This is a genomic window from Oleiphilus sp. HI0117 (genome assembly GCF_001635235.1).
On the sequence record NZ_LWGA01000635.1, the window covers coordinates 1 to 11,853 of the forward strand.

An 11,853-nucleotide genomic window follows, 5' to 3' on the forward strand; every position below is an offset into this window, starting at 1 on the left:
TGATCCCTTTGGCTTACAGACTCTCTAAATCCATTTAAATAATACGCTTAGTTTATCACGGAGATAGGCTTTAGTTCAAACACACAAAGAAAGTGAAGCAGAGCTCACATAAACCAACTTCATACATCAGAGCCGTAACGAAATAAGACTGTTATAATCGATGATCTAGCAACTCGATTCATAAGCGGTTTAGGGATTTACCTACTGTGACCTCTCTTAGACAAAATTATGAATGTTAATACCATCGATACGACGATCGTAACATTTATCACTAGCAGCACGCTTGGTTGAGTATCGCTGCTAATAAAACAGATATATTTAGTGACACAAATCACTTTTTTAACTGAATAGCTTAGAAGCATAAAAAAAATTTATGCTTCTCCTAACAAAAACCAGACTTTTATCTCAAAACTTAATACCCGTTCTTTATTATTTTAAACTACTATGGCTGTCCTACACGGTGTCATAGCAGACCTTCGAGGGGATAAGTTTATTCATGGGGCTGTTTCGGCCTTGGCTTCGAAGATTGGCAGTGCTGCTACAAGAGGTTATGGTGACCCTTTAAGCATTCAAAGAACAGTGGCCGTTGCGACGTTTGGTGGACTGGCTTCTAGGGCTACCGGTGGTGACTTCCTGCAAGGCGCTATGACCGCAGCTATGGTTCATTTGTTTAATGAACTCACAACTAGAGTTATGGACGATGATACTAGACAGTTATATGTTAAAGAAATCAAAGGATTTACTGCAAATGACCTTTTAGTCGCAGGACATAAAGCTTATGGAATGACTTTTGATCAAGATGGTATTAATGAACTAGCGGAGTACATTCCTAGCGTTAATGATCCTGAAGATGCTTATTTACCTAAGGGCATTAGACGTGATTACATAAGAGTTCGTTTGCTTGGAAGAGGCGGCTTCTTATCAATGATAAGAGCAGACTATAACGTCTTAGCTTTGTCTGAGATACCCAATGTACTAGAGCAGGTCTACGATATTTTTACTGGTGTTACAGCTCTTGAGAGAGCTAGTGCGTTTATAGATTTCACTAACTCGACTATCGATGCTACGACCTTTAATGATCACAAAAGTGAAGATGTCTTTAGGTTTTACTCGAAACAACACAATCTTCGGGAGCCGTGATTATGAAATACCTGGTTTTGATTTTACTGTGTGCGAGCTTTGCATCTAGTGCATCTGAGCGTTGTTCTATAGAAGACATCAAAAGCAAAGAGGTCTCGAATTTTGAAAAATTCAAAAGTCATTACTCTAAAAGCAATGACTTATTAAAGGCAGGCCTTTTGTTTCCAGGTTTATCTTCTTACCAAACGCCTTACTTTGAACTTATCTTGCCAGAAAGGTACAGGCTTGAGAGTGTTCAGGGACAAGTGCATCTCGCACAAACGCCTATGCATAGCTATCTGGGGTGTGAAATGCTAGCCGTAGTAAATGATATGGTACCAGCAAGTATGATAACTTTCGGTGGAATTCACGATTGTGATATCTGTAATGACCGCGAGTTAAGTAGATTTATAATCTCTAGAGAAAATGGACAAAGGGCTAGCTTGATTCGTGTAAAAATAAAGCGAGCACCCGAATTTTATTATATTTTCAATTCTTCTCACTACATTGTAGTGTTTGACTTTAATGAAGAGCTAGCTTCATTTATATACTGGTACCTTAATAACTCCGATCAATAGCTTGGTGGCATGGTTCGTTGTTCGGCGACAATTTGAATGCCCGCTTTAGGCTTTTCACAGTCTTTAGGAATCGCTGATTTCCCTTTCTTTGAGTGGTTAGCCAACGACGGTAAAAGCTCGAAAGCGGACCCTGGCCAAAATTAGTTTGCCACTACAACATAGTACTTTGCCTACTAACGGCCAGAAGCGGACATTCAGGTTATCTTAATACTACTTCAAAGCATTAATAGAAAAATGGCTTCCGATCAATTGTATAATCTGTAACACTCATCTTATATGTTTGGCTCCAAAATCTAGCAAACAGGAAAGGATCCAGCTATTTATCAATAGCAAAAAATAAGAGGGAACATACTTGATTAACAGATTTAAAATCTGGATGAATTCAAAGCCTTGGTTTTGGAAAATCCAATCATGGTTAAGATCGATTGGTTTCATCTTAGAGCGCAATGCTTATAAAACGCGCATCGCCACCAACAAAGCAAAGTATAACTTCAATATTTTAAGCTCCTTCACATGGCTTGGGATGAAAAGTCTATTCTGGGTTGTTTTATGTTTAGCAATTCTAATCCTTGCTGAAGATCATCTTGAGAACGACCTTTCTTTACTATCGCCATTTAGTCTCGAAGAAATGAAATTTAATATTGATCAGCTCAGACTATATGCCCAATTACTCACAGCAATATTCTCGATCTATTTCGCCACAATTGGAATTATACTGAGCACCGGTTATACAAAGCTTCGTCGTGACATAATACAAATGCTAACTAATGAGCAAGTTGGAAGTATTTATTCACGTGTTTTAGTGCTTGCAGCGGTTTTCTGCTTGGTTGCAACTGCATTACCTCTGCTTGGGGTCGAGCCAGGTATACTCATCTACTTAACAGGCACAGTTTTGACTTTACTGAGCGCTTTAGCATTATTTCCTTTAGGTCAGAGATTGTTCAATTTTTTTGACCTTAACCAGCTGGTTCGAAGTGAAATACTACCAAACATAGCTGACGATATTAAGGGTGCGGCAAACCGTCGTAATTCAGTTTCGTTATCAAATTATCATTCTAAAGCAGCACAACGGGCCCTAAATCAACTCTTTTATATTGATGATCGAGTCAAAGCTGACAAGGAAGGGTTGGACGACAATCTACCACAGCTTAGCGAAGATTATTCAGCCTTATTGCTGCACTACATTCAACAGAAACACACAATCGACCAAGATAGTTATTGGTTCCCTCGACTACAAAAACACAAGCAGTGGTTTTTGGCTGGGGACAGCGCAACTTCTATGGCATTAAGAACGTGTAGCCAGGAAATGCTTGTCGAAATGAAGCCAGATCATCAGTGGCTTGAAAATGAAATTATTAATAAATTGGCCGGCCACGTCGAGTTAGCATTTCAAGACGGAGACTTAAATTTAGCCTTAAATCTCATCAGTAAGTTTTCAAGTCGTATTCCAGCATATTCAGAACGATTTCAATTTGACATTGGAATCAAAGAGATAAAAAAGTTCAAGGAAATCATAGAGCATGCGTTCGAATATCCAGATATAACAGCCGACTCAAACAACTCAAGAATAATAATTGGTATCGCAGATACATGGGTTACGCTGGGAAGCAACCTATGCATCGAAACTTTACGCAGAATGATAACCTTTGAGAAAGACTTGAAACGTTTTTTTGAGGTCGATGAATGGAATGAGAAGGCTATGCAGCGCCTACCCTCCTTTTTGCAACTGGAGCTAGACATAATCGCTAAACGCATAGAGTTCGAGAAAAAAATCGAAGGAAAACGCCTATCTAAACCAAAATACGTTCAACAATTAGCAGTCCAGAGACTACTTCAGCACTACTCAATATTGCTACCCGAAATATGCGATTTTTTTAAGGATATTATTCCAAGTTTTGTAGAGTCACTTGTAAAGATAAAAATGTCAGAGGCCGCAACACAGGTTGTCCTATCAAGCTTACATAGTTACTGGAAACTACCTCGTTGGTTTGACGAGATATCTCGGCTAATAGAGAGATATCAAGGATATGAACACTACAACGAAAAGCCGTACATATTTCCTGATATTGATGTCGCCACATTAACTAAACAACTTGCTTCTTCTAGAGATGAAGCCATTACGAAATTAGGTAGCGGATCCATCGTTCACCATATCTTCGAACCAAGACACGATGAGCAACTTCCGGATCATTTTGGACAAATTTATTTCGAACTTGCCGAAGCTTGTATAAGTGCTCTTGAACAAAACGATGAAAGCAAGCTAGACAAGGTCCTTCCAATGTTCTTATCCCTCGGCTTCCTCGCAGAAAATTCGAAATTCAAGGATCCCTCTCTCGATGTAAACGACGAATTTCGACTCCATCTTTTCTCAACCGTTATCAATGATATGGCTTCCGTATTAGGCTTTGCGATTCTATATGGAGCTTATTTCGACAACAAAAAACTATCAACTAACGCTCTTTCCAAATTTGATTCGTGGATTAAATCCATTAAGGATAAAGAACAATATCTCAAACGAATGCTACTTCTTTCAAACACTAGAAGCTTCAGTATGAGTGCTTCTCCTCGAGACCTAATCCGGATTAACTGGAAAATGTCTTTTGAACGTCGAGCTAGAGAAGATGGTTTTCTAAGCCAAGGAGATACAAGAAGAGGTAATCAACATCCAGATAAAATAGTGAATGAATTTCTAGACCCACTTTCTGAAGCGTCTCATCTTTTTTTTGCAAAACAAGTTTTACCTCAACTTAAACCAATTGACTTCGATGTCGACCATCAGATTACTGGCCTTGCTAGACGATTACGGGAAGAGGATGAAGAGGTAAAACATGAAAATCACTAGGGATGAGCCCTTACACTGGTTTGGCTTTCGAGATGAGAAAGTTGAGCTAGTTGATAAAATCTTTATAAATCCTNGAGAGAATACTAGAGAGTTCCATCGTGGAATGTTTGATGATGACTTTTCAAGGGTTTTTAGTTTAATGAACCGTGGAAAAGGAAAGCTGTTCGAAATAGATTCGAATGATTCCGATCTCACACAGAAGTTGCTTCTCAGTATTAAGAAGCCACACTCACTATCTGGAAATGACGAAATAATTCGTCGGCTATTAGAGGAAATAACCCAGTCGCTTACTTGGTGCGGAAAAGCATACTATTTCGTTCACGAAGAACAAGAAAAAATACATATAACGTCGCTAAGTTCAGTTGGTATAGTTAGCCTCTTTGGAACACTTATTCAATGGGTTCCCAAGCGGGTAGAAAGACACTGGGATAAAGATGACGAGGATATTCCTAGAGTAATACGTATATTAGATAACTCTAGATTAATGAGTTTCAGCATGCCTAAGCCTTTGAAACGCATGTTATCAAAACAAAACAAAACATTTTCTACTCTTGATAAACACAATCTTGATGAAACCAATTTCAATGCACAGGCCACCTACGAGAATCCAAACCCTACTAGTGATTTCAATTTCGGTGAATGGAAAGAAACGCGAGATGATGCCTTCTATCATGCGACGAAAAATACCGGCTGGACTGGAAGGAAATACGATTCATCACAACGCTCAGACTTCTTCGATTGTCATCGACTAATACGTTTCCGACGAAATCAACTTACGTTAAGAGATGAAATATTAAACCAGCTAAGCCACGAGCTCACCAAGATAGGCAAGAATTACAAAGTAGAGTTTTCGGTTAAAGTATCAGGATCTAACGAGTTACCCACTATCTCGCAACTAAACGAATTAGAAAAGAAACTAGAGCGAGAAGAATTGGGATTTAAGGAAATTCTAGACTACTGTTACGAGTTCTGAATGACTGCTTTAAACATTATATGTACGCTAGATTTTTAACGAACGTCTGGAAAGGGTCGAAAGCCGCAAATCGTTAGTATTTGAGCGGGGTGTATTAGAGGCAGTCTGAACGTCCGTATCCAGAAAATTTGCGACTTATTGAGCTCGAACGCAGAAATTGAGCTGAAGGGCTAGTTTGGGTTGTGAGTTCAAATGAACTAAGGTTTCCTTCTGCAAGGTCAATAGCCATTTTATAGCTGATCTGAAGTAATCACTACGACAACAGGCCTTGGTATCTAAACCGCAAGCTTTACAAGCAATAACACTGTAGATTCAAATGGTCATTGCAACAGTTGGACTAAAATACTGATTTGCATGAGTACTTTTGATGAAACGAGCAAAGCGAACTTTTACCCAGGGCGAGAAAGATCTTGTCTTCAACTTATGGAAACAAGGAACAGGATTCAGTGATATCGGCCGAGTACTGGACGCCGCACCTGGCACTGTATTCACAGCTTTACGTGAGTCAGGCGGCATTAAACCGAGCCCAAGAACAAGAAACTCACAGCATCTAACTCTCGAGGAACGAGAAGAAATCAGAGTGGCGCTATCAGCGAAGATGTCGATCAGAGCTATTGCCCGTATGCTGAACCGTTCTCCTTCCACTATTTCCAGAGAAGTTGCTCGTAATCGTGGACGACGTTATTACAAAGCCGTTGATGCCGATAATCGCGCGAAACGTATGGCCAAGCGGCCTAAGTTTGGAGCTTTAGAACTTAATCCAGAGTTGAGGCTAGTTGTGATGTCGAAGCTAGAGCTGAAGTGGTCTCCAGAACAAATATCAGGCTGGTTACATGTAGAGTATTCCCGCAGAAAGAATATGCGGGTCTCACATGAGACAATCTATAAATCAATATATGTCCGCGCTAAAGGCGTTATTCACCACTCATTCACTCAATACCTCCGTCGAAGCAGGCCAATGCGCCATAGTCGGCACCACCGTCGAAGCGGAGATAGAAGCTTCACCAATATTGTTAACGGGATATCAATCCATGACCGCTCTAAGAATATAGAGAACCGTAAGTCTCTTGGTCATTGGGAAGGCGATTTGGTATCAGGAACAAAAAACACCCATATTGCCACGTTAGTTGATAGAAAATCTCGATTTACTATCATCCTCAAATTAGCGGGTAAAGATGCTAAATCTGTCCACCAGGCGTTGCTCGCCACATTTAAGAAGATGCCGGAACAATATAGGAAGTCTTTGACTTGGGATAGAGGTATGGAGCTTGCGAAACATGCTGAGCTAACGAAATAAATTGGTTTGCCAGTTTACTTTTGTGACCCTCAGTGCCCATGGCAACGTGGTACAAATGAAAATACCAATAGCCTAATTAGGCAGTATTTTCCGAAGAAAACTGACTTATCGCCACATACACAAGAGCGGTTAAATGAGGTAGCTACCCAATTAAACGAACGACCTAGAAAGACATTGAAATTTAAGACTCCATCGCACATGATTGATAAGGGTGTTGCGATGATTGCTTGAATCTACAACTACTAAAGTTAAAACTATAAGTGATGCCTATATCAATACAGTTCAGAAAGCCTAGCGTTGAATTTGCTCTCTATCTCTTCGGTAAGCTCTGCCTGGGTGATCGCCTCCGAACTGATGATCATCTCATAAACCCAGTTGGAAACTGCCGCATAGTTATCGCTATTTGAAAGGCTACCAAAGAACGTCACGAGCTGACGTTCGTACTTTGGGATACCGAACCGGAAACACAACCCCTCCCCTAGATTACCTACGGTGGAGTCGACCTCCAATTGAAGTCGCTCAAAAGTATTTTTATTATCAACTACGTATAGCATTGTCATATTATTTTTCACCTTCTTCCATATTTGGAATAAATTGACCATCAAAACGACTCGACAATAAAGAATCCATTGCCGAACCGTCTTGTCTCGTGAGGTTGGGGACAAAACGTGAGTAAACACTAAACAGCATTTTTGTATTAGAGTGCCCCATCTGGCGCGCTATCCATTCAGGATTTTCCCCTGAAGCTAGCCACAATGTTGCAGCAGTGTGACGAGATTGGTACGGCCTTCTCTTTTTAATACCTAGCGTTTTTAATAGCGGGTACCAAACTCGCTGCGTGACATTACGGTGATTCAATGGCCCGCCATTTCGAGTACAGAAAACATATTCACTGTCTTTATATGTATTCTCTTTTTGAGCTTTTAGCGCGTCGAGGACAGGCCCTGACATCGATATATCTCGGTATGATGACTGCGTCTTTGGTGTCTCCTTACGCCCCTGTACAATGGTTTCACTTACACTAATCGCTTTTCGCTGAAAATCTACTCGATCCCATCGAAGACCGTCAATTTCCGCAGTTCTCAAGCCGCTGAAGAAGCGCACAATGTAATAGTTTCGATAGTCTGGCCGAACGTTACTAACAATCGTTTGAACCTCTTCTAAAGAAAAAGGATCTACCTGGCTTTGTTCAACTTTAAGAGGCTTAATCTTAAAGAATGGGTTTGGAAACTCATATCTCGCTGCAGCCTCTTCTAGAATCATCCGTAAAGGCGTCATGATATGGTTAATACGATCATTACTGAGAGAGCGCTTCTCGTCAGTACTTTTGCGAGCAAGATCAGCGCGAAACTTCAGAATTAAGTGGCGCTCCACAGCGTTAACATTGAGGGAGCCAAATTCAGGAACCAAATAGTTGTCGATTGTGCCTCTAATTATCTTTGTATATGATTGTTTCCACCTAACATCATTCTCATTAAACCAAGCCTCGCAAAAATCTCTGAACAAAGGGGTAGAGTTTTTTACGAGTGTTTCACTTTGTCCTTGAGCTTTTTTACTTGCAGGAAAGTAAGCTTGATAATCAAAAGAACCAAGGGTGATTTCCGCATCTATCTTAGCCAGCACCGCCTGCATCTTTTTGCGATTAGCGACCGTATCCTTAAGACGCGTGTATTCACGACAGCGGTTTCCTTCAAAACGAAAATCAAAATGCAGATATCCATTTTTACGAACACCTATGCTAGACACGGCACGCTCCCCCATTCATCATTGGAATAACATCGTTTGAATTCTCTATCGATGTTGTAAACAGTGTTTTCTCAACCTCTTCCCAAATGTATAAAACCCTCTTCCCTCCAAATGGCCGAATGTAATGAACCCCCTCAAAAAGATACGTATCTTTCAATGAGTCATTTATATATTTCTTATGATAAGGAATAACCTCGGCAAGCTGAGCTGCCGTCATGTATGTTTTAATCATCATTTACGCCCTCTATGCGCTAAACGTGCACCACAATCACATACTACAACACGAGACGTGATTGTCAAGCACGCTTATGGCTTTTATGGGTTATTTCTATCTTTTATGCCATAATTAGGCGTATTGAGGAGACACTATGATTCGCTACAAACTTGCAGAGATGATCGCTAAAAAAGAGTATGAAGATGGAAGAAGAATTAGCTTACAAGAGATAGCAGATTCGACTGGGATAAATAGATCGACTATTTCTCGCATGCAGAACCCGTCCGGTCACAATATGACGACAGCAAACTTGGATTTGTTGTGTGAGTATTTCAAGTGCAAGATTGAGGATCTTTTGGAACACATACCTAATGAATCAAACTAATTATTACTAGGGTTACAAACAAAAACGTATTCACCTGATTATAACAGCCAGAATTTACCGGCTATCAAATACACGAGTGAATACATAGAAGTGAGTGAGAGTGTTCAAAGCTAACTTTCTGTGTGAGAGCGCTAGAAATATGAGCCGCGGTCAATTGCCCTACTTAGTTTGAACTTACAAAGCAGCCATAGCAGTTGCCCCTTCATATTAGACACTACTTGTCCGAACAACAGTACTTGAGCTATTTGTAATAGAGGTCATTTTTAGGTCGCTCTAATCAGTACCTAAACAGGCTTGGGCCATACTTGGGCTATATTTGGTCTACGCGGGATAATGAAGTATTTTGAATAAACAGAAAAGATGCAAATTAACTTATAGATCAACAAGTTAATTGGTAGGACTAGGCAGATTCGAACTGCCGACCTCTACCATGTCAAGGTAGCGCTCTAACCAACTGAGCTATAGTCCTATTTCAAGCATCGCAAGGAGAGCGACTTGAATAAGGCGCGTAATTTATCAAACAATTCAGCGCCTTGCAATGAGAATATTAGAAAAATATTCTTACGAATCTAGATTGCACTTTATATCTAGAAATCTAAGCCTGTACTTAAGTAAACACCGCTAAAATCAACATCAACTTCGATATCAGCACTGCCTATATCATCAATCTTGATTGCCATAGTGCGATAGCCTAGCTCAACAAATGCTAAGCTAATATTTTGACGAATACGGGCACGGGCATCATAAATACCATTACCAGAATACGAAATACCCGATAACTCGGCGCCAAATGCCATACCAGTAAAAGGAAGCTCTACTTCAGCTTTTGCATAGGGCAGCGGTAGAAAGTTATCAATAGTAGAGGTCGAGCTTTCTGTATCACCCTCAACATTAAGCTGACCGTCAAAAACCTTAATATCTAAACCAACATCAACCGAAACCCAGTTATCGAGAATTTCATAGTAAGCAATTACATCATAGTGAGTCAGGTCAAGATTTGTTGTTACTGGTCCGTCCACATCATCAAAGGTATCATCTATATTGCCTGATTCAGTTTGATCAAGGGAAGTCAGTCGAACCTTTAAATTGGGAATCAGTGGCACCGGATGCTCAAATGAAGCCGCGAGTTCGAAGAAACTATCATCTTCGAAACCTAGATCTTTTTCAAAATCAACTGTTGCGCCACCGGCAGAGGCATCACCCCCAACACCGGCATACCAATAACTTGCTTCAACAGTACCGCCTATAAAATCGGCTTGAGCCGTGGCGCTTGCAGCCAAAACGAAAGGAGCGAGGAGTTTTGTAACTTTTTTCATAGATACTTACCTTATTGAATTCTCTTAAGAATAAAACTATTAGCGTAAGTATAGAGGGAGTTTTTGATTTTGCTTGCTTGATTCGTTGCAGCTTAGATTAAAAAGCTGCAACGAAGTCACAAAATTTAGTCAAATGAAATACCTAAACGCTGACCTACCTCTTCGTAAGTTTCGATCACGCTACCAAGACCTTGCCTAAACCTGTCTTTATCCATCTTCTTACGAGTTTCTTTATCCCAAATACGACAGCCGTCCGGGCTAAATTCATCACCAAGAACAATTCTACCTTCAGACAAACCAAACTCTAGCTTGTAATCAACCAATAGCATACCCGCCTTGTCAAACATTGCTGACAGCACATCGTTTACTCGATAGGTAAGCTTTTCCATTTCGACAAGCTGTTCTTTCGTGGCCCAACCAAAGGATACACAGTGAGAAACGTTAATCATTGGGTCATGCAGGGCGTCGTCTTTTAGGAATAGTTCGAACGTAGGTGGAGTCAATTCTTTTCCTTCTTCAACACCTAGGCGGCGTACGATGCTACCCGCTGCATAGTTACGAACAACACACTCCACAGGCAACATTTCAAGATTTTTTACCAGGCACTCGTTATCTGATAGCAAGGCTTCAAAATGAGTTTCGATACCAGCCTCTTCTAAGGCCTGCATGATAAAAGCGTTAAACTTATTATTTACCATGCCCTTTCGATTCAGCTGCTCCATTTTCTCGCCATCAAAAGCAGAGGTATCGTCTCTAAACAAAAGAACAAATTTGTTTGGATCTTCTGTGGTATAAACTGATTTTGCTTTACCAGCGTAAAGTTCTTTCTGCTTTTGCATAAAAAGGAAACTCCCGAGAGTGGCTCTAAGATTAAGAGCAATAGTATTGAAAAATTTCTATAGTGTTTTAATGAGCAATGATATCGCAGCTATTTAGGCAATAAACACATATCAAATCATGATATGTGTTCAAAAATAATCGTTAATAGTTCGGTAGCTGTATTGGAGTCAAAGCTATCATTCAAGGCCTTGACTCGAACCTCATAGGCATCAGCCTGTTCGAGTGCGCTGCCGGATATCTCGATAGAGAAGTTATGCTCTTTAGCTTTTTCTTGACGATGCTCTTCCGTCGAAAACCATGAATCCAGCTCATCTCGACTTAAATAACTGACAAAGTACTTTCCTTGCGACTGATCTATATCAGAAACCAGCACCTCTGAAGCTTTAAGCGCTTTACCTACTTCTCTCCATGACCGAAGGTAACTAAGGTTTAGCTTTAGGTACTTTCCGCCTTGATCATCTTCTAGCAAAAAAACACGTGGTTCACCACTAATGTCATTTGCAAGTAGGGAGTGTCTATTTCGCTGGACATCTGAACTAACAA

General features: G+C 40.3%; 10 protein-coding genes, 1 tRNA gene and 1 pseudogene. 5 read left to right on the forward strand and 7 right to left on the reverse strand.

The window, feature by feature from the left end:
• The first annotated feature begins 444 nt into the window (after positions 1 to 444).
• The 4 genes and pseudogenes from A3757_RS07680 (at position 445) to A3757_RS07700 (ending at position 7,040) form a co-directional block, all read left to right on the forward strand.
• Entirely contained in the window at positions 445 to 1,140 is a 696-nt protein-coding gene (locus tag A3757_RS07680; protein ID WP_068739383.1) for a hypothetical protein, read from the forward strand.
• A 2-nt stretch (positions 1,141 to 1,142) separates the two neighbouring features.
• Positions 1,143 to 1,697, forward strand: coding sequence for a hypothetical protein (locus A3757_RS07685; protein ID WP_068567434.1), 555 nt, complete (start codon positions 1,143 to 1,145; stop codon positions 1,695 to 1,697).
• Positions 1,698 to 2,073: 376 nt separating this feature from the next.
• The gene (locus A3757_RS07690) at positions 2,074 to 4,539 is read left to right on the forward strand and encodes a hypothetical protein (protein ID WP_068567525.1); all 2,466 of its coding nucleotides are present in this window, start codon (positions 2,074 to 2,076) and stop codon (positions 4,537 to 4,539) included.
• Positions 4,540 to 5,879: 1,340 nt separating this feature from the next.
• A pseudogene (locus A3757_RS07700) lies at positions 5,880 to 7,040 on the forward strand (IS30 family transposase).
• A gap of 41 nt (positions 7,041 to 7,081) precedes the next feature.
• On the opposite strand, the gene A3757_RS07705 reads toward A3757_RS07700, so the two are convergent.
• From A3757_RS07705 to A3757_RS07715, 3 genes are read right to left on the reverse strand one after another with little or no spacing between them, the layout of a single operon-like run.
• A complete protein-coding gene (locus tag A3757_RS07705; protein WP_068567069.1) occupies positions 7,082 to 7,369 on the reverse strand; it encodes a hypothetical protein in 288 nt (95 codons plus the stop codon).
• 1 nt (position 7,370) lies between these two features.
• The gene (locus tag A3757_RS07710; RefSeq protein WP_231878239.1) at positions 7,371 to 8,555 is read right to left on the reverse strand and encodes a site-specific integrase; all 1,185 of its coding nucleotides are present in this window, start codon (positions 8,553 to 8,555) and stop codon (positions 7,371 to 7,373) included.
• Positions 8,548 to 8,790 (reverse strand): hypothetical protein, encoded by a 243-nt coding sequence (locus A3757_RS07715; protein ID WP_197469935.1) that lies wholly within the window; start codon positions 8,788 to 8,790, stop codon positions 8,548 to 8,550. Before A3757_RS07715 ends, A3757_RS07710 begins: the two co-directional genes overlap by 8 nt.
• 133 nt (positions 8,791 to 8,923) lie before the next feature.
• Between A3757_RS07715 and A3757_RS07720 the strand changes: the two genes are divergently transcribed.
• Positions 8,924 to 9,154 (forward strand): helix-turn-helix transcriptional regulator, encoded by a 231-nt coding sequence (locus A3757_RS07720; protein WP_068567986.1) that lies wholly within the window; start codon positions 8,924 to 8,926, stop codon positions 9,152 to 9,154.
• A gap of 392 nt (positions 9,155 to 9,546) precedes the next feature.
• On the opposite strand, the gene A3757_RS07725 is transcribed toward A3757_RS07720, so the two are convergent.
• The 4 genes from A3757_RS07725 to bamC form a co-directional block, all read right to left on the reverse strand.
• A tRNA-Val gene (locus A3757_RS07725) sits at positions 9,547 to 9,623 on the reverse strand.
• 118 nt (positions 9,624 to 9,741) lie between these two features.
• Positions 9,742 to 10,470: a TIGR04219 family outer membrane beta-barrel protein gene (locus A3757_RS07730; protein ID WP_068553744.1), complete on the reverse strand. Its 729-nt coding sequence runs from the start codon at positions 10,468 to 10,470 to the stop codon at positions 9,742 to 9,744.
• 125 nt (positions 10,471 to 10,595) lie between these two features.
• Positions 10,596 to 11,309 (reverse strand): phosphoribosylaminoimidazolesuccinocarboxamide synthase, encoded by a 714-nt coding sequence (purC, locus tag A3757_RS07735; RefSeq protein WP_068567360.1) that lies wholly within the window; start codon positions 11,307 to 11,309, stop codon positions 10,596 to 10,598.
• A gap of 116 nt (positions 11,310 to 11,425) precedes the next feature.
• The coding region (bamC, locus tag A3757_RS07740) for an outer membrane protein assembly factor BamC (RefSeq protein WP_156506247.1) at positions 11,426 to 11,853 on the reverse strand (428 nt) is incomplete at its 5' end.

What these genes read in the sequence shown, in the direction of transcription:
- A3757_RS07680 (WP_068739383.1), top strand. Translation starts at nt 445, where the DNA reads ATGGCTGTCCTACACGGTGTCATAGCAGACCTTCGAGGGGATAAGTTT.
- A3757_RS07685 (WP_068567434.1), top strand. Translation starts at nt 1,143, where the DNA reads ATGAAATACCTGGTTTTGATTTTACTGTGTGCGAGCTTTGCATCTAGT.
- A3757_RS07690 (WP_068567525.1), top strand. Translation starts at nt 2,074, where the DNA reads ATGAATTCAAAGCCTTGGTTTTGGAAAATCCAATCATGGTTAAGATCG.
- A3757_RS07705 (WP_068567069.1), bottom strand. Translation starts at nt 7,369, where the DNA reads ATGACAATGCTATACGTAGTTGATAATAAAAATACTTTTGAGCGACTT.
- A3757_RS07715 (WP_197469935.1), bottom strand. Translation starts at nt 8,790, where the DNA reads ATGATGATTAAAACATACATGACGGCAGCTCAGCTTGCCGAGGTTATT.
- A3757_RS07720 (WP_068567986.1), top strand. Translation starts at nt 8,924, where the DNA reads ATGATTCGCTACAAACTTGCAGAGATGATCGCTAAAAAAGAGTATGAA.
- A3757_RS07730 (WP_068553744.1), bottom strand. Translation starts at nt 10,470, where the DNA reads ATGAAAAAAGTTACAAAACTCCTCGCTCCTTTCGTTTTGGCTGCAAGC.
- purC (WP_068567360.1), bottom strand. Translation starts at nt 11,309, where the DNA reads ATGCAAAAGCAGAAAGAACTTTACGCTGGTAAAGCAAAATCAGTTTAT.